This window comes from Cellvibrio sp. QJXJ, from assembly GCF_024452345.1.
In the GTDB taxonomy this organism is placed as follows: domain Bacteria; phylum Pseudomonadota; class Gammaproteobacteria; order Pseudomonadales; family Cellvibrionaceae; genus Cellvibrio.
Map to the genome: position 1 here is coordinate 1,258,198 of NZ_CP101662.1, position 17,622 is coordinate 1,275,819.

Sequence of the window (17,622 nt, forward strand, 5' to 3'; positions counted from 1 at the left end):
ATTTGCTGGCCATTATAAACAAACCGCGCCAACCTATGAACGATTAGTCTCGTGGCGATACACGCTCTTGCGCGGGAAGCGAAATGACAGCATCCGAACTAGCTGCAGGCACGGCTTTCTGCGATTTGGCGCGAACCTCCCCCACCTGCAGTATGGCGGAAACAACCCGTTTTTCACTCAGCCCGCCACTACTAATACTCACGTTCATGCGCACATAATGACGGCCTTCGTGTTCAACATTTAGGTGCAAAGGGACGCGATACTCCCCACTTTCGGTTAATGGATATACCAAAGGATTAGGGGTAGACAGAATACTTACCCCCTTGCTCGCCGCAACACTAACGCTCATTTCGCCGGGGAAACTCGACGAATGCAAAACAACAACAATATTTTGCTCTCCCACAGTCTCAAGTTTTATAGGCTGCGTATTGCGAATACTTACACTTGCACCAGGTTTGACGGTAACGGCTTTGGGCTGGGAGGCATTTTCAGGAGTTTGCGCTGAGCTACCGGAATAACACGCTTGCAAAAGTGCTAGAACCATACAGCCCACTACCCAGATGGACGATACGGCTATTAATTTTTTCATCATAGTGGTCACCTAATTGGGCAGCGCGCGAACATCAAAACACGCCAATACATCGCCATTAAAATCGTCCCTCACCGCTCTATCATCGACAAGTTCAAGGACATAAGTTCCTACTGACAGCGAGCGAGTGAGAGTCTCTGTACCGACTGTTGGACTTATCGCTTCTTGTAGCTGAATACCGCGTTGATATAGATACATATCAGGATCAGAGTCATCAGAAGTGGTTCCAAACTCAGTCGCCGTAATGCGGTAATTACCTGCAGACAGGATATTCAATACTAAAAATTGTGATACACCGAGTTTGTTGTAAGAGCCATTAGCGTTTGAGCTGCATACATTAACAGCGCTGTTATTCAGCGGTAACGTTTTATAGACAGGTAAATTAATGGTGGCGCCGCCCGAGTTACTCTCGCCAGCACCAAAGCGATCTGTAATTGTAATATTTTGCCCAGACAGCAAACTATTAAAGCCTGCAGTAACACCCGGCAATGCTTCGCGCAACTGTTCGGCAAACAAATAAATGGAAACGAAAGCATCACTAGTACTGTAATTATCGCGAGTGATAACAGTAAATATATCGGCAAAATCGCGCGCAGTTTTATTGTTCTCACTCACATAAAAATTATAAAGAATCGACTGTACCGATGCCTCGGAATACCAGCCGCGCACATTGTTGTTGATGCGATTCACCGTAATTTGAAACCCATCCTCTTGCCCTGTGCCGCTTGCATCGCGGTAAATGGGATCATCCAGCATCATGGCAGAAAATGCATTCGCAAAACCTTCGGACATAGCGACACGAAAATCCAATTTATCATCGCCACTGTGATCACCTCCGATACTATCGGAACGGGAAAGCTCTGCCTCTAAATAGTGCCCCCATTCATGTAACACAACATGGCGATCATATTCATCAGTGTCATCATCTTCGCCCCCTAACAAATATATCGCGCTCAAATCGTTGCGATAAAAACTGGTCGCAATTTCACCGAGTTCCAATTCACCATCAGCAGTAATGTTATTTGGACTCCAGCGAAACTCCAAGGCAGGTAATTGTACTGATCCATCTACCGCTACGAGTCGTTGTACACCGATATAAATCGAATCAAGTATCGCAAAAGGTGCTGCAACCCGTGGCTGGGTATAGGCATTTCCCGTCCAACCGGATGCAGCATGAAGATCGCGTACAGCATTAGCGTCATTAGCTACCAACAATGAACCCACCATGGCATAAAGGCTGTTGTTGTCAGTGTTGTCGGTTACTTTAAAATTCCAGCGTGCACTATTGTCATTTTGTTCGCGCAACAGTTGCGCCTTCACTCGAACCCGCACAGGCTGATCACGTGTCACCGTGAACGAATAGGTGCCGGTTTGCGTACTTATGTCCGTCATTAGCACTTGATTGCCAGCATCCAGCAACTCAACTACCAAGCCGCGGATGGGCAACTCTACAGTCCCGGCATAATTTAACCCGTTGCGCTCAGTGAAATGAGGGACGTAATCGTAAGTGAGGCTGCCAGATATAACGACTAGCGCAGCGCTGGAAGAGACCGAAGCACTCGACGAGGAGCGAGATTGATTCGATGAAGAAATTATTGCATTTGACGCGGAAGTAGCGGTTGAGGATATAGCCTGAGCACTGCTGGTCGCTGGAGTTGATCCACCCGATGAGCCTCCCCCACAGGCACTGACGAGCAACGTGAGCGTTAGCAACACAACTAACCCGGTACCGCGCCTGACTAAATGAAACAGGGTATGCGCATAGAACCCCCTCATGTATTACCTCGCGACCTGGGTATAAATGCAAATGAAGTTTAAGATCAACCTAAGCAAGTATAATCAAAAACCCTGATTAAGCGATTTAGTCACTAGCGCAACAGCACCACAATCAAGATAATGCTGAATTATTCGCCACTCACGCCATACGACCTGATGCAACCATTAACCTGAGCTTGTAAAACCTATGCTGAATATTCTGATTTTTGCGGTGATAGTGACATCTATTGTAATTATCAGTGCTCGCTATAAGAGAATGGATAGCGCACAACAGCGCAAATCCCTCTGGCGCTTGGGGACAGGAATTTTTCTCGGTTTACTGATCGTGTTGGTGGTAACTGGACGCATGCATTGGATAGGTGCGGCAATCGGCGCGCTTTTACCCTTTTTGCGTGTTGGTTTTAATCTGTTAATGCAGGCCCTACCGCTCTGGCTAAAACACAAACAGGAAAAACCCCAGGAGCAAACAACACCACCGCCCTCAAGCGGTGCGATGAACCTTGTGGAAGCTCAGGAAATTCTGGGGCTAACCGGAGACCTGAATAAAGGCGAGATTACGCAGGAAATGGTACAGGATGCACACCGCCGTTTGATTCAGAAACTTCATCCGGATCGCGGTGGCAACGACTACCTGGCAGCCAAAATTAATCAAGCACGTGACCTACTAATCAATAAACTCAGCGCAAATTAAGCGCAGAACTGAGCCATATTATTGTTTTACATGCTTCGCCAGTACATGAATGTAACGGCCCAATGAACGATATGGCTCCTCCCGCGAAAACCTTAGCTCCATTTCCAGTAGCTGTTCAGGCTCACGGGCACGATGCTCCTCGTTAAAAATATAATCGTGAAATACTCTGATACCACTGTGCACCAGCACATTGAGCGGTAACTCATCAATCCACCCCATAACCACGTGCGGGTCCAGGGGATTGATGGGTGTGAGACTGCCTTTCGCGCCGCCAAAATCCTGATTGATAATTTTTTTAAAGTTAGTGCGCAGTAAATTTTTATAGATCAATGAATGCAGGTTGTAAAAAGTGAGGGATAAATAGCCCTGTGGTTTGAGGTGCTGAAGTAGATAAGGTAACAACTCGCGCGGCTCTTGCATCCACTCCATTACTGCGTGACAAATCACCAAGTCAAATTGCGACTCTTGCGCGCCCAGCTGCGCGGGTAAATCCTGAATTGCGCAATGAATCAGTGTGACATTGCTCTGTAAGCCTGCCGCGCTGACTTGCTCTTCAGCGAGTTTCAGCATTTCGGCCGAGATATCGCAAATCACCACCTGATGCCCGGCTTTGGCCAGTTGTAAGGAGAATTGCCCTTGGCCTCCACCCGCATCCAACACACGACAGGGGCGAGCGTCTGCCCCAAAAGGTACAGCAGGAATATGATCAGTAAAATCGCGCTCTAATATCGCAAGGCGAATATCGCCCTTTAACCCGCCGTATATATTCTTCTTAAAACGCTTGGCCAAATCATCAAAATTACGGTCCTGACTGCTGGATTCTTTTGCCATATACTTTCCGTTCACTCATTACACTTATTGGTGCGGCACTCTTGCACGACATAACGCCCGCAAATAACTGGTTGGTCTATATGATTCTCACCAGCGACGATCAAGTTTACACCGGAATCACCACCGATATGCGCCGCCGCTGGCAGGCCCATGAATCCGGCCGTGCCGGTGCGCGCTATTTTCGCGGGCGCAAGCCCATGCAGCTGTGTTTTCTGGAGGATGGCCACGACCGTTCCAGTGCGAGTAAACGTGAATACGCGCTAAAAGCGCTTAGTGCCAAGGCCAAACGCACGCTCATCAATGAACAACAAACCAGGTGTTCAGTGTTAATTGCCCAATACAAGCTGCAGCACCTTGCCACGCACAGCACGAGCAATCCATGAATTCCGAGCCAAGCCAACGCACAACGTGCAGCCACTGCCAACGCCCTACACGCACCTGTTTTTGTGCGTTTATTCATCAGGTTAATAATCGTGTCGAGTTATTAATACTGCAGCATCCAGAAGAAACACCCAATGCAAAAAATACTGCAGTTTTATTACAACTGAGTTTAAAAAACAGCCAGATTTATACCGGTGAACAATTTGATGAATTGCAATTACAGCAGCTCATTTATGCCAATGGGCGACAACCATTACTGCTCTACCCGCCACTGGCCGATTACCACTCACTGGGCATTACACCGCCGCCCGCCACACCAGAGCTCGCCGATTATTCCGCCGAACAACTGCGCCTGATTGTGATTGATGCCACCTGGCGTAAAAGCCGAAAAATGCTCTACCTAAACCCGCTATTGCAGCAGTTACCGCTGCTGAGCCTTACCCAGACACCGGCCTCCATCTACACCATTCGCAAAGCGCATAGCGAAAATCAGCTTTCCACACTGGAGGCAAGTTGTTACGCTCTACAGCAACTTGAACAGCACAGTGTCGACTATCAACCAGTGCTGCAGGCGATGAGTGATTTTGTCGTACAGCTGGCGGCTTTTGTTCCTAAATCCACTTAAAGGCCGCAGATTAAAAGCCCAACCAATATTCCCGCTGTGAGCGCATCAGAATAGGCATCGTTTTAGCTTTTACTTTTTACCTTTTCATCAAGCAACAAGAATCAAAAACCGAGAACCAAAAACCAAGAGAACCGCAGACTTATGAGTTACCCGACGTTTGAATTATTGCGCAGCCAAAACATCGACGCTTTGAAAATTCGTGTAGAAGAATATCGCCATAAAGTCACCGGCGCCCAGCACATACATTTAGCGGCTGACAATAACGAAAACGTATTTCTGGTAGCACTGCGCACCGTACCGCACGACTCCACCGGCGTTGCCCACATTCTGGAGCACACCGCACTCTGCGGCAGCCAAAAATACCCGGTACGCGATCCATTTTTTATGATGGTGCGCCGCTCGCTCAATACCTTTATGAATGCCTTTACCAGCTCCGACTGGACTGCCTACCCCTTCGCCAGCCAGAACCCAAAAGATTTTAATAATTTGCTCGATGTGTATTTGGATGCGGTGTTTTTCTCGCGATTGGATGAACTGGATTTTGCACAGGAAGGCCACCGCGTAGAGTTTGCCGAAACCGATAATCCCAATTCCGATTTGGTGTTTAAAGGCGTGGTATTTAATGAAATGAAAGGTGCGATGAGTTCGGTCTCATCCCAGCTGTGGCATACCTTGTGTAAATACCTTTATCCGACCACGACCTATCACTACAACAGTGGTGGCGAACCGGAAGATATTCCCAACCTCACCTACCAACAGTTGAAAGATTTTTATCGCACCCACTATCACCCCAGTAACGCGGTATTTATGACCTACGGCGACATTCCTGCCGCCGTTCATCAAGAGAAATTTGAAACGCGCGCGCTGAGCCAATTTGAAGCCTTGGACGAAGTCATTGCTGTAGGCGATGAAAAGCGCTACCACGCACCGATTGCGGTGGAAGAGGCCTACCCGATTGATGCAAGTGATGCGGAAAATCTGGATGAAAAACACCACGTCGTTATCGCCTGGTTACTGGGTAAAACGACGGATCTTGATGAATCACTGGAAGCGCAATTGATTTCCAATATTTTGCTCGACAACAGCGCCTCGCCATTGCAACAAGCGTTAGAGACGACTGAGCTGGGGCAGGCACCCTCGCCACTGTGTGGGCTGGACGATTCATCGCGCGAAATGGCGTTTGTGTGCGGCCTTGAAGGTTGCAAGCTGGAAGATGCCCCGCAGGTAGAAGCGATGATTCTGGACACCATGCGCAACGTAGCCGAAGCCGGAATTCCGCAAGAACAGGTCGCCGCTTCGCTGCACCAGTTGGAGTTATCGCAGCGCGAAGTGGGTGGCGATGGCTACCCTTACGGTTTGCAATTAATTCTGACCGGCTTAACTTCAGCCACCCATCGCGGCGACCCTATCGCGCTGCTGGATGTCGATGTCGCACTGGAAAATTTGCGCCGCAAAACCCAGGATCCGGCGTTTATCCAAACCGCCGTGCGCAAATGGTTACTGGATAACCCGCACCGCGTGCGCTTGACCCTGCGCCCGGATGCACAGATGGGCGAACGCATTAAAGCCGCCGAAATTGCCCACCTTGCCGCCATGAAAGCGCAGCTGAGCGATGCCCAGAAACAGGAAATTATCGCGCGCGCGCATGCGCTGCAAGAACGTCAGCAACAGCAGGACGATGAGAGCATCCTGCCTAAAGTGGATTTGACTGATATCCCCGCTAACCTGCATTACACCGCCGGCAGCCACGAGTTGTTGAATCACTACCGGCTGCGCCGCTATGCCGCAGGAACCAATGGTTTGGTGTATCAACAAATCACCTGCAAGTTGCCCGTGCTGTCCGAGGCACAGCTTAAAGTCCTGCCTTACTACTGCATTTGTTTAACCGAATTGGGCGCGGGCGATAAAGACTACCTTGCCACCCAACGCTGGCAAGCTGAAGTAGTAGGTTCCATTCACGCGTTCAGCAGCATTCGCGGCGCAAGTGATGATGTACAGGCAATAGATGCCTACCTGACACTCTCTGCCAAAGCTTTGAGCCGCAACAGCGCGGCGCTCAATGACTTGATGCAATCCACCCTTTTAAACGTGCGTTTTGACGAGCACAGCCGCATTCGCGAACTGATCGCCCAAAATCGCGCACGCCGCGAACAGAGCATTACCGGTAATGGCCACAGCCTCGCCATGACGGCCGCCTGTGCGGGCATGAGCCCGGCGGCCAAAGTGTCACATCAACTCGGCGGGCTTGAGGGCATTGCCGCGGTAAAAGCGCTGGATAATTCACTGGACGATGCACAAAACCTCGCCGCGTTTGCCGCGCAGTTACAGGCTATCCATAACCTGGTATTACAAGCACCCAAGCAATTTTTGATTGTGGGCGAGCAAGAGCACTTGGATAGTTACCGCGACAATCTGCAAGCGCGTTGGCCAATAGAACCCCAAGTTAAGGATTTCAAACATTTCACCCTGCCACCGGTTCAGGAAACGATTCGCGAGGCGTGGATCACCAATACCCAGGTGAACTTCTGCGCCAAAGCCTACCCCACCGTACCGAGCGATCACCCGGATGCAGCCGCACTCACTGTGTTGGGCGGCTTTTTACGCAACGGCTTTTTACATCGCACTATTCGCGAACAAGGCGGTGCTTACGGCGGTGGTGCAAGTCAGGACAGCAACAGCGCGGCGTTCCGTTTTTATTCCTATCGCGACCCGCGTTTAACTGAAACTCTGGCCGATTTCGATGCGTCACTGGAATGGCTGCAAACCACCGATCACCAATGGCAAGCGGTTGAAGAGGCGATTCTGGGTGTAATTGGCAGTATTGATAAACCCGGCTCACCTGCTGGCGAAGCCAAATCCACCTATCAAGCCGAGTTGTTTGGGCGCACGCGCGAAAAACGTGAGCAATTCCGCAACCGTGTTCTGGCGGTAACCGCGGATGACCTCAAACGGGTCGCCACCATTTACTTGCAAGCGCAAAAAGCCAGTATCGCCGTAGTGACTCATGCCGGGCAAAAAGAACTGGTTGAGCAGCTTGGGCTGAGCATCAAAACCTGTTAAGGCAACCACTCCCAAGGAGGAATAGCCAAGTGTGCCGGGGCGCATAGATTTGCCCCGGCCAGATAGTCTTGGCGCACAAACTCATCTAGTATTGGTCGACACTAATTCGAACAATAACTGGCATGACGCTGACCCCAACCTATGACCATAAAGCCGCTTGACTACAGCGCCGCATCCCACCCGGGCTTAACGCGCAGCAACAACGAAGACTGCTTTCTCAGCAAGCCGGAACAGGGCCTATGGCTGGTGGCCGATGGCATGGGAGGGCATGAAGCCGGTGAAGTTGCTAGCGCGCTGGTGCGCGACACTATTGAGCGCAACACGCGCAATAATCCCCACCTCTCCCTGCTCGATGCCATCCAACAAGCCCATCTCAGTATCATCAATTCGGCCAAACAAGGCATAGGTGTGCCGGGCATGGGTTCAACCGTAGTGGCGCTGAAAAGCCAGGATCAGCGCTATCAAATCGCCTGGGTTGGCGATAGCCATGCCTACCTCTGGACGCCAAGCCGCGAGGGCGGGCGTCTGGAGCAATTAAGTACAGACCACTCCTATGTGCAAATGCTGGTAGAAAGCGGGGCAATTCGCGCCGAAGATGCAGAGTTTCACCCGGAAAAAAATATCATCACCCAATGTTTAGGCATGCAGGAATTAGCGCAGGTGAAAGTGGATCACCTTGAAAATCAATGGCAGGAAAACCAGTGGGTATTGCTGTGCAGCGATGGATTGACCGACGAGGTAAATGACAAAACCATCGCACAAATTCTCTGTGACGCCAGCGATTGCGTTGCTGCGGTGGATCAGCTGATGCACGCAGCACTCACCAACGGCGGGCGCGATAATATCACCCTGCAAATTATTGAATCGCCCTTGGGGCCCGCTGACCAGGGCAATGGGCTGTGGCAGTTTGTGCCCCATTTGACCGGCAACCTAAAACGGGATGCCTGGATTTTTGGCGCGTCACTTGTCTCACTCTTGGGGCTACTGGTCTATGTTGTATTAACTTAATGGTGGAGAGAAATTCCGACCATTGAACTGTTTGATAACCCAACCTTTGTCTATAGATACCTGTTGTTATGGCGCTGCAAATTCCCGGTTACCGGGTGGTAAGAAAAATAAATCAGGGTGGCATGTCCACTGTTTACCTCGCGATTCAAATCAGCGTGGGGCGTGTTGTTGCGTTAAAAGTGATGAATCCGCAACTCAATAGCGACCCAGCCTTCAGCGAGCGCTTCCAGCGCGAAGCCACTATTGTTGGTCAGCTGTCGCACCCAAATATCGTGGCGATCTACGATATAGGTCGCCATGAAGATTTAAATTACATCGCCATGGATTACCTGCCCAACGGCTCGGTACACGATCGCATGACAACCGGCCTTAATGGCGAGGAAGTACTGCGCATTATCCGCGAAGTAGCCAGCGCGCTGGATCACGCGCACGAAAAAGGTTATGTCCACCGCGATATAAAACCGGAAAATATTTTATTCCGTACCGACAACTCCGCCGTATTGTCGGACTTTGGTGTGGCACGGGGTCTCGCAGTAAATTCACGCATGACTCATGTCGGTACAGTGGTGGGTACACCTCACTACATGAGCCCGGAACAAACCAAAGGTAACAGCGTCGATGGTCGCTCGGATTTATACAGCCTCGGCGTGGTGTTTTACGAAATGCTCACTGGTAGCCTGCCCTAGCAGGGCGAAGAGGCAGTCACCATCGCGCTCAAACATATCAGCGCGCCAATTCCAAAATTACCTCTGCAATATTTGGCTTACCAAAAAATTCTGGACAAGCTGCTCGCCAAAGACCCGGAGCAGCGCTTTCAACGCGGGCGCGATTTAATTCAAGCTATTGAAGAGCTGGAAAAAAATCACCACGTACCACTTACCAGTAATGTGCATCCTACTGATCTTACCGTCATCGCGTTGGCTGGCGCGTTGCTCAGTGCAACCCTTAATGCGTTGCGCTGGCGCTTGAATAAAGTGCGTGCCTTGCGCTGGAACCCGGAGCGCGGTTTTTATGTGCGCCCATCCACTAAAATTACCGAGATTTTTTTCAACGAGGGTCACGCGCCAATACATTCACAGCGCACGCAAGTGGTTACCCGTGTTCATGCTGCTGTCGATGGCAAGCAACAAACCTACAAAAAAGTCACCGGTATCGCGGTGGTGATAATTGCGCTTATCGGTCTTGGCTTTTGGTTTACTGATGGCGATAAAACCGTGCAGGAACAAGCCCCTGAACAAACGCTTACGCTGCAAAAAGATGCAGCAACAAATCCTGTATTGCCTGTTAACAACACGGCTAACAGCGCGGTGGTAAATACGCCAAACGCGGCACCTGTAGTTGTAAGTGAAAACACTGCGGATGGCAGCCAGATGGCCGCTATCGATATGAACGCAGCGACAACCAGTGAAGCGGCAAGCAGTGCACCGATCATCACCTATGCACTGCATGTGAAAACCGTACCTGCACAAGCGCGAGTCAGGGTGCTGAATATTCCCGAGCGTTACGAACCCGGCATGCAATTACCGCCCGGCACCTATCACATTGAAGTCAGCCACCCCGGCTATGACATGCAACGCAACTGGGTTGAAATTAGCGATCAGGATTTATCGCCCGCCTATACACTCAGCGAAAGTTTAAAACCGGGCGAAGCCATGAGCAGCCAGCTGGTTGCCGCGATTAAAAGCCAGGGGCCGGAAATGGTGCGCATCCCCACGGGCAGTTTTTTGATGGGCCATAAAGACGATATTCTGGCGATGCCAGTACATAAAGTTACCATCGGCAAAAATATTGCGATGAGCAAATACGAAATCACGTTTGACGATTACGATATTTTTGCGCAGACCACCAATCGCGCACTGCCGAATGACAATCGCTGGGGGCGCGGCAATCGCCCCGTGATTAATGTCAGCTTTGAAGACGCACGCGCTTATGCACGCTGGCTCAGTGAAACCACGGGCAAAAAATATCGCCTGCCTACCGAAGCTGAATGGGAATACGTTGCCCGCGCCGAAACCAACACTTTATTTTGGTGGGGCAACGACGCGAAAGATGCCGCTGGTCGTGCCAACTGTCGTCGCGGGTGCAACAGTAAATTTTCCGGTTTATTTGGTGCAAAAACAGCGCCGGTCGGCACCTACCCTGCCAACGGTTTTGGTATTTACGACACCGCCGGTAATGTCGCTGAGTGGGTGGAAGATTGTTTTGCGGATAACTACAACCTGCACCCGAAAAACGGTCAGGCCTTGCTAGTAAAAAGTTGCGATGCGCGCGTAGTACGCGGCGGCTCGGCGAAAGACAATGCCGATGAATTAGCCAGCCACAAACGCGATTATCATCACGCAGAAATTTTTGATGCCCACCTTGGCTTTCGTGTGGTGATGGATTTATAAATAATCACCAACCCTGTTAAAAAATAACGTCGTAAAAATCTCTCCACAAAAAAGCCCTTGGTGATAAATCACCAAGGGCTTTTTTACTCAAGCTTAACTGCCACAAGCGATAGTGGTGCTAACGATGAGACCGGGCTACGACTGCCGAATCAATACCGCCACAAACATAGTGTCGGAATCTATTGCTGGTGCGCCCAGTATTTTTTGCGACTCCAGCGCAAACTGCGGGTGCTGCGCTAAAAACCATTCTACTTGTTGTTCATTTTCACTCACTTGCCAACTGCAAGTAGCATATACCAAGCGCCCACCCACACGTACCGCCGGTGCCGCATTGGTCAGCAATTGCTGCTGCAAATGCACCAGCTCGCGGGTATCGGCGGGATCAAAACGCCAGCGGGCATCCGGGTTGCGGCGCCAGGTTCCGGCGGAGCTGCAGGGTGCGTCAATCAATACCCAATCAAAACCCTGTTGCTGCGCCGCCTCTTTTGGCAAACGCAAAGGCTCACTGCCCTCCCAGGTGAAAACACGCACATTAAATACATCCGCCCGTTTGGCGCGACGTTTTAATTCATCCAATTTGTAGGCATGTAAATCGGTCGCAAATACTGCGCCTTTGTTATTCATTTGCGCGGCAATCGCGAGGGTTTTTCCTCCGGCGCCCGCACAAGCATCCCATACTTTTTGCCCCGGCTTGGCGCCAACTGTAGCAGCAATTTGTTGACTGGCTAAATCCTGAATTTCCACCAAGCCGTTTTTGTAGGCGTCGGTCGTATGAATGCCCACACCACCCTGTGCGGCTAGGCCCTGCTCACTTAGCGACACCTTCACACCTTGTTGTTGCAGGCTGTTATAAACCGCTTCGGCGGAAGCATTTTTTTGCACACGCAACCACAGCGGTGGAGTACTTATCTGCTGGGCAATAAAATCCTCCAGCGTTTTATCGCTCCAACCACTTGCCTGTTGGCGCGCCTTGAGCAACTCACTCCACTGCGGGCGCAGCCCCTGCCAGAGCAACAATACTGGCAAATTGGCAAATGTTGCCTCGGCCATTACCTTCTTGAAAAAACTGCGGCGCGCTTCGGCATCGCGCAATTGCGCCTGATTTTTTTTCGGTTGATCACCATTTACACGCAACTGAATCCAGTACCAGAACGCGACGGGGGCAATGCCCTGTAAATCACGGGCTTGCCAGCCAGCATCCCATTCGCTCCAATCCATCACATGTTCCGGGTTTTGCAGACTTGCACGATAAGCAAACTCCAACCCCGAGGCCAATTGTTGAAAACGCAGCGCCGAAAACATCGCCAAACTTAAAGATGCCGTATCAATTGCTTCTGCATTTGCATGGTCAGCCTGGGTTTTTGTCGGTTTAAATTTGTTGTGCTTTTTAATCTCATCGTACTCAGGCATTGAGGTGGGGCCTGAGTGGGCAAACTGGCGCACACTCGTTTTTATCCACTTATCCAGCGGCATTGTGCCCGCCACTTCAAGCCATGCACGCCACAGCGGCACCAGGCGAGAATCTTCGTATTGCACAGTGACGGTGGAGTTGTGGGGGGAAACGGTGTTGTGTTCAGTAGGGTTTTGCATAAGGGCGCCAGCGATAAGATCAGGATCGGAAAGATCGAAAAAAGAGCGCCATTCTACCAGCCAACGTCCTATTTAGCCTGCTTTTTGACTGCACTGACCTTGCGCTGCTGCGCTGAAAACCGTCAGCAAAGTAAATGCAGGTAATTTTTTGTTTATCGGTTTGCACCCTGCGGCAATGGCGATTACAACTACATGATGAATAGCGGCTCATCTGCCAGAGCCGGTGCGTAAAAAATTGAGGTAATTAGAATGAATCAGGTTTCACGTCGCCAACTCTTAAAAAGCCTGGGTGCGATGGGCCTTATCGCCGGCGCCCCCAACGTTTTTGGCAACAATCTTGCTCGCAAGCGCATAGGTGTTGCACTGGTAGGGCTGGGCTACTACAGCCGCGATTTACTCGCACCAGCCCTGCAAATGACTAAACACTGTTATCTCGCTGGCATAGTGACCGGCTCACCGGGAAAAATTCCACAGTGGCAAAAAAATTATCGTATTGCCGATTACAACGTCTACAACTACGACAATATGCATCAACTGGCCAACAACCCGGATATCGATGTGGTCTACGTTGTAACCCCTACCGGCACCCACAAAAAATTTACTGAAATCGCTGCAAATGCAGGCAAACACGTGTGGTGTGAAAAGCCCATGGCGATGAATGAACAAGAATGCCAGGACATGATTGCTGTCTGCAAAAAAAATAAAGTGCAGTTGACCATTGGCTATCGCATGCAACACGAGCCAAATACGCAGCGCATTATTCAACTCGCCAAACAAAAACCTTACGGCGATATTAAAACCATTATTGCGGAAGCGGGTTACAACGGCACAGGTGCCAGCCATTCGTGGCGCGCCGACCCGGCAATGGGTGGCGGTGCCATGTATGACATGGGTGTATACCCTCTCAATGCTGCACGCTACACCGCCGGTGAAGAACCCATCGCCGTTACCTCCGCGACTATGAGCAGCACCACCGAAGTGTATAAAAATGTGGATGAAACAACGCGCTTTGAATTGGAATTTGCCAGCGGTGCACGCGCTGTGTGCGCCACCAGCTACGCACAAAGCATGAATCAATTACGAGCGGAATGCGCAAAGGGTTGGTACGAATTAAAACCGTTTCAATCCTACAGCGGCGTAAAAGGCAGCACCAGCGATGGCATCATCCTGCCGCCTGCACCTGAGAATCAACAAGCGCGCCAAATGGATAACGACGCGCTCGCCATTATCAACAACTCACCCGTATTGGTTCCCGGCGAAGAAGGCATGAAAGATATAATTATCGTAGAAGCGATTTTTAAAGCAGCAAAAGAAGCCAAACGCATTGTGCTATAACGCGAAATGCACACTCCCGTGATTAATGCGGGAGTGTGTTTTCAGTTGAAATCAAAACACCTCTGCTACGCGCGCCTGAAACCAAATAATGACCGGATAAGCGGCAGGCCAGATCCAAAAAAAACGATTCAAACCAAACAAACACGCATTAACCAAATGAAATAAGGCGGCAATCACCAGCGCAATAATTAATATCGTTTGATTCAGCAAGGCCAGCGGAAAAATCAGTTCAAAAATAATTATCCCCCAGGACATAACCCATAACACTTGCGGCCGCTGCGCCCACAATCGCACTCGTTCACTCACCGGATAAGCACTCAGCGCAAATACCTGCTGCAAGGCAACACCGCTACGCCACTGGGCATTAATAACTTTGACCCAACCAGATTGAAAATAAGACAGCATTAATTGCAACGCTAAATAACCCAGTGCGATTTCTTGCCAATAACGGGTCGGTGCCAGGTGTGACAACCATAAACACAGCAGTACCAACAAAGTCATGGTATCGCTGCCACCGTTGTAAGGCCCTTGGTAGCGCGTGACAAATATTAATGCAGTCACCAGCAATGCCGATTCAACCAGTAACGGCTGCAAACCCAACATCAATAAGATTGCCAAACACGCGCGAATTAACCCAAGTGTTTTTTCCGCTGCTAAACCGCGCATAAATTCCAGGCTTTGCTGAAAAATTGCGAAGCCCAAGATAATCTCCGCCAAACGAACGGCTAATTCCAGTGTCATTACCTACCGCCTGCCGCTTGCAATAAAAAAGGTTGGGAGATAAATACAACCTCATCACGCACCTGCCCCGCGTCAAATTCTATAGCGCGAATACGAAACACCAGATATTGGGAGGCGTCATCAACATTCATTTCCCTATTGAATACCGCATTAACCAAACGCACACCAATTTCCTGCGCATAAAAATCAGAAGGGCCTTCAAACAAATGCTCTGCACAAGTGTTGATATACAAGCGTTCATTCCATATCGGGTTGTGCAATAAGCGCTGCACACCCGCAGCAAACCCCACTTGCTCAGGTAAAGATCTAAACGGCAACCATGCTTGTGGCTCAGCATTTTTTTCCGCGATAAATGCCACATCAATACGCGGCGACGGGCCGATACTGCTGAAGAAGCGCCAGGAGGGAAAAAGAATGGGGAATAAAAGTTTTATCATCCGAATCTCGATTGTTATAGGTCACACAATCAAATGAAAAGGGCGCAATAAATTGCGCCCTCTACTGCATAATTACAAAAAATCAAACCGCTTTATGTTTTAACTTCTCAATCTCATCGCGCAGTTTTGCGGCCACTTCAAACTCCAGATCTTTCGCGGCTTGGAACATTTGTTTTTCCATTAGCTCGATGGTTTTCCAAATATCCTTTGGATTGACATCCACCGTGTATTTACCGGTACGCTCGGCAATTGCCATGGCTTTATTGCGCGCGCTGCGGCCGCCAGCACCGGGGGCGACTGAGCTTTCCAAAATATCGGCGATACTTTTGTTGATACCTTTAGGAGTGATACCGTGTTTAAGGTTGTGCGCAACTTGTTTTTCGCGACGGCGATCTGTTTCTTCAATCGCTCGCTCCATAGAACCGGTAATCCGATCAGCGTAGAGAATCGCCTTACCATTGACGTTACGCGCAGCGCGGCCGATGGTTTGGATAAGGGAGCGATCTGAACGCAAAAAGCCTTCTTTATCTGCATCTAAAATCGCAACCAGTGACACCTCTGGCATATCCAAACCTTCACGCAGCAGGTTGATACCCACCAACACATCAAATTGACCCAAGCGTAGATCGCGAATAATTTCTACGCGTTCGACGGTATCAATATCCGAGTGTAAATAACGGATGCGTACGCCGTGCTCAGCGAGGTATTCAGTTAAATCTTCCGCCATGCGCTTGGTGAGTACCGTAATTAATACACGATCCCCTTTTTCCACGCGCAGGCGAATTTCAGAGAGCACATCATCCACTTGTGTTGTGGCCGGGCGAATTTCAATTTCCGGGTCGATCAAACCGGTGGGGCGAACCACCTGTTCAACGACCTGCCCTTGCTTCTCTTCTTCGTATTTTCCGGGTGTTGCCGACACCATAATCATTTGCGGGGCTATGTGCTCCCACTCATCAAAACGCATGGGGCGGTTATCCAGTGCCGAGGGCAAACGGAAACCGTATTCCACCAGTGTTTCTTTACGCGAGCGGTCGCCCTTGTACATAGCACCAATTTGCGGAATGGTCACATGGCTTTCATCGATAACAAGCAACGCGTCTTGCGGCAAATAATCAAACAAGGTGGGAGGAGCTTCGCCGGAGTTACGGCCGGATAAGTAGCGCGAATAGTTTTCGATGCCGTTGCAGTAACCTAACTCTTGCATCATTTCCAAATCGTAGCGGGTGCGCTGCTCCAAGCGCTGCGCTTCTACCAATTTATTATTTTCACGCAGATATTCCAGACGGGTACGCAATTCTTCTTTGATATTTTCAATCGCTTCCAGAATTTGCTCGCGCGGAGTCACGTAGTGGGATTTTGGATAAATAGTAAAACGCGGAACTTTTTGCAGCACCTCACCGGTGAGCGGATCAAAAATAGAAATTTGCTCGACTTCATCATCAAATAACTCAATGCGCACCGCTTCAATATCAGAATCAGCAGGATAGATATCAATCACTTCGCCGCGCACACGATAAGTCGCACGCGCAAAATCCATATCGTTACGGGTGTATTGCAATTCAGCAAGGCGGCGCAAAATTTGGCGCTGATCAATTTTGTCACCGCGTACCACGTGCAACAACATTTTCATGTAAGCGTCCGGGTCGCCCAAACCATAAATGGCTGATACTGAGGCGATAATAATCGCGTCCTTCCGCTCCAGCAGCGCTTTGGTGGCTGACAAGCGCATCTGCTCAATATGCTCGTTTACCGCTGAATCCTTTTCAATAAAGGTATCGGAGGACGGCACATAGGCTTCGGGTTGGTAATAATCGTAATAGGAAACAAAATATTCCACCGCATTGTTGGGAAAGAATTCTTTGAACTCCCCATACAACTGCGCGGCCAGGGTTTTGTTGTGCGCCATAATCAGCGTGGGGCGCTGCACTTGCGCAATCACATTGGCGATGGTGAAGGTTTTGCCGGAACCGGTAACCCCCAGCAGGGTCTGGTGCGATAGCCCAGCCTCTATCCCCTGCACCAAGCCGGCGATGGCGGTGGGCTGATCCCCGGCGGGGGCGAATTCACTATTAACGACAAATTGCTTGGACATAAGAACTCAATAATGAATTAAAAAAGTGATTGTAACTAAAACTGATCGGGATCAGGATTCATTTATGTCATGA

15 protein-coding genes are annotated in these 17,622 nt (G+C 50.0%); 8 read left to right on the plus strand and 7 right to left on the minus strand.

Features of this window, described 5'->3' with window-relative positions; translation table 11 throughout:
- Nucleotides 1–43: 43 nt before the first annotated feature.
- A complete protein-coding gene (locus NNX04_RS05345; protein ID WP_151057465.1) occupies nucleotides 44–592 on the minus strand; it encodes a hypothetical protein in 549 nt (182 codons plus the stop codon).
- A gap of 9 nt (nucleotides 593–601) precedes the next feature.
- Nucleotides 602–2,365: a hypothetical protein gene (locus NNX04_RS05350; protein WP_261947717.1), complete on the minus strand. Its 1,764-nt coding sequence runs from the start codon at nucleotides 2,363–2,365 to the stop codon at nucleotides 602–604.
- A 187-nt stretch (nucleotides 2,366–2,552) separates the two neighbouring features.
- Between NNX04_RS05350 and NNX04_RS05355 the strand changes: the two genes are divergently transcribed.
- Nucleotides 2,553–3,056, plus strand: a complete 504-nt coding sequence (locus tag NNX04_RS05355; protein WP_261947718.1) for a molecular chaperone DnaJ — start codon at nucleotides 2,553–2,555, stop codon at nucleotides 3,054–3,056.
- A gap of 18 nt (nucleotides 3,057–3,074) precedes the next feature.
- On the opposite strand, the gene NNX04_RS05360 is transcribed toward NNX04_RS05355, so the two are convergent.
- The gene (locus NNX04_RS05360; protein ID WP_261947719.1) at nucleotides 3,075–3,887 is read right to left on the minus strand and encodes a methyltransferase domain-containing protein; all 813 of its coding nucleotides are present in this window, start codon (nucleotides 3,885–3,887) and stop codon (nucleotides 3,075–3,077) included.
- Here NNX04_RS05360 and NNX04_RS05365 point away from each other — a divergent pair.
- From NNX04_RS05365 to NNX04_RS05390, 6 genes are all read left to right on the plus strand, one after another.
- Entirely contained in the window at nucleotides 3,881–4,270 is a 390-nt protein-coding gene (locus NNX04_RS05365) for a GIY-YIG nuclease family protein (RefSeq protein WP_261947720.1), read from the plus strand. The two genes, NNX04_RS05360 and NNX04_RS05365, sit on opposite strands and share 7 nt — an antisense overlap.
- Complete coding sequence (locus NNX04_RS05370; RefSeq protein ID WP_261947721.1) at nucleotides 4,267–4,893, plus strand: tRNA-uridine aminocarboxypropyltransferase; 627 nt, start codon at nucleotides 4,267–4,269, stop codon at nucleotides 4,891–4,893. Before NNX04_RS05365 ends, NNX04_RS05370 begins: the two co-directional genes overlap by 4 nt.
- 141 nt (nucleotides 4,894–5,034) lie before the next feature.
- Nucleotides 5,035–7,953 carry an insulinase family protein gene (locus tag NNX04_RS05375; RefSeq protein WP_261947722.1) on the plus strand — a complete coding sequence of 973 codons (2,919 nt, stop codon included), beginning with the start codon at nucleotides 5,035–5,037 and terminating at the stop codon, nucleotides 7,951–7,953.
- A 141-nt stretch (nucleotides 7,954–8,094) separates the two neighbouring features.
- Nucleotides 8,095–8,961 (plus strand): PP2C family protein-serine/threonine phosphatase, encoded by an 867-nt coding sequence (locus tag NNX04_RS05380; RefSeq protein ID WP_261947723.1) that lies wholly within the window; start codon nucleotides 8,095–8,097, stop codon nucleotides 8,959–8,961.
- A 68-nt stretch (nucleotides 8,962–9,029) separates the two neighbouring features.
- Nucleotides 9,030–9,647 carry a serine/threonine-protein kinase gene (locus NNX04_RS05385; RefSeq protein ID WP_261947724.1) on the plus strand — a complete coding sequence of 206 codons (618 nt, stop codon included), beginning with the start codon at nucleotides 9,030–9,032 and terminating at the stop codon, nucleotides 9,645–9,647.
- Between the two features lie 72 nt (nucleotides 9,648–9,719).
- Entirely contained in the window at nucleotides 9,720–11,351 is a 1,632-nt protein-coding gene (locus tag NNX04_RS05390; RefSeq protein WP_261947725.1) for an SUMF1/EgtB/PvdO family nonheme iron enzyme, read from the plus strand.
- Nucleotides 11,352–11,486: 135 nt separating this feature from the next.
- Here NNX04_RS05390 and NNX04_RS05395 read toward each other — a convergent pair whose 3' ends face one another.
- The gene (locus NNX04_RS05395) at nucleotides 11,487–12,941 is read right to left on the minus strand and encodes an RsmB/NOP family class I SAM-dependent RNA methyltransferase (protein ID WP_261947726.1); all 1,455 of its coding nucleotides are present in this window, start codon (nucleotides 12,939–12,941) and stop codon (nucleotides 11,487–11,489) included.
- A 249-nt stretch (nucleotides 12,942–13,190) separates the two neighbouring features.
- On the opposite strand from NNX04_RS05395, the gene NNX04_RS05400 reads away from it, so the two are divergent.
- Nucleotides 13,191–14,276 (plus strand): Gfo/Idh/MocA family protein, encoded by a 1,086-nt coding sequence (locus tag NNX04_RS05400; protein ID WP_007640621.1) that lies wholly within the window; start codon nucleotides 13,191–13,193, stop codon nucleotides 14,274–14,276.
- Nucleotides 14,277–14,327: 51 nt separating this feature from the next.
- On the opposite strand, the gene NNX04_RS05405 is transcribed toward NNX04_RS05400, so the two are convergent.
- The 3 genes from NNX04_RS05405 to uvrB all read right to left on the minus strand — a co-directional run bounded on the left by NNX04_RS05405 (nucleotide 14,328) and on the right by uvrB (nucleotide 17,549).
- Nucleotides 14,328–15,017, minus strand: a complete 690-nt coding sequence (locus NNX04_RS05405; RefSeq protein ID WP_261947727.1) for an HTTM domain-containing protein — start codon at nucleotides 15,015–15,017, stop codon at nucleotides 14,328–14,330.
- Entirely contained in the window at nucleotides 15,017–15,454 is a 438-nt protein-coding gene (locus tag NNX04_RS05410) for a hypothetical protein (protein ID WP_261947728.1), read from the minus strand. The genes NNX04_RS05405 and NNX04_RS05410 overlap by 1 nt, the downstream gene beginning before the upstream one ends.
- Nucleotides 15,455–15,536: 82 nt before the next feature.
- The gene (uvrB, locus tag NNX04_RS05415; protein ID WP_261947729.1) at nucleotides 15,537–17,549 is read right to left on the minus strand and encodes an excinuclease ABC subunit UvrB; all 2,013 of its coding nucleotides are present in this window, start codon (nucleotides 17,547–17,549) and stop codon (nucleotides 15,537–15,539) included.
- Between the last annotated feature and the right edge of the window lie 73 nt (nucleotides 17,550–17,622).

What these genes read in the sequence shown, in the direction of transcription:
- NNX04_RS05380 (WP_261947723.1), top strand. Translation starts at nt 8,095, where the DNA reads ATGACCATAAAGCCGCTTGACTACAGCGCCGCATCCCACCCGGGCTTA.
- NNX04_RS05375 (WP_261947722.1), top strand. Translation starts at nt 5,035, where the DNA reads ATGAGTTACCCGACGTTTGAATTATTGCGCAGCCAAAACATCGACGCT.
- NNX04_RS05385 (WP_261947724.1), top strand. Translation starts at nt 9,030, where the DNA reads ATGGCGCTGCAAATTCCCGGTTACCGGGTGGTAAGAAAAATAAATCAG.
- uvrB (WP_261947729.1), bottom strand. Translation starts at nt 17,549, where the DNA reads ATGTCCAAGCAATTTGTCGTTAATAGTGAATTCGCCCCCGCCGGGGAT.
- NNX04_RS05355 (WP_261947718.1), top strand. Translation starts at nt 2,553, where the DNA reads ATGCTGAATATTCTGATTTTTGCGGTGATAGTGACATCTATTGTAATT.
- NNX04_RS05410 (WP_261947728.1), bottom strand. Translation starts at nt 15,454, where the DNA reads ATGATAAAACTTTTATTCCCCATTCTTTTTCCCTCCTGGCGCTTCTTC.
- NNX04_RS05360 (WP_261947719.1), bottom strand. Translation starts at nt 3,887, where the DNA reads ATGGCAAAAGAATCCAGCAGTCAGGACCGTAATTTTGATGATTTGGCC.
- NNX04_RS05395 (WP_261947726.1), bottom strand. Translation starts at nt 12,941, where the DNA reads ATGCAAAACCCTACTGAACACAACACCGTTTCCCCCCACAACTCCACC.
- NNX04_RS05350 (WP_261947717.1), bottom strand. Translation starts at nt 2,365, where the DNA reads ATGAGGGGGTTCTATGCGCATACCCTGTTTCATTTAGTCAGGCGCGGT.
- NNX04_RS05405 (WP_261947727.1), bottom strand. Translation starts at nt 15,017, where the DNA reads ATGACACTGGAATTAGCCGTTCGTTTGGCGGAGATTATCTTGGGCTTC.
- NNX04_RS05345 (WP_151057465.1), bottom strand. Translation starts at nt 592, where the DNA reads ATGATGAAAAAATTAATAGCCGTATCGTCCATCTGGGTAGTGGGCTGT.
- NNX04_RS05370 (WP_261947721.1), top strand. Translation starts at nt 4,267, where the DNA reads ATGAATTCCGAGCCAAGCCAACGCACAACGTGCAGCCACTGCCAACGC.
- NNX04_RS05400 (WP_007640621.1), top strand. Translation starts at nt 13,191, where the DNA reads ATGAATCAGGTTTCACGTCGCCAACTCTTAAAAAGCCTGGGTGCGATG.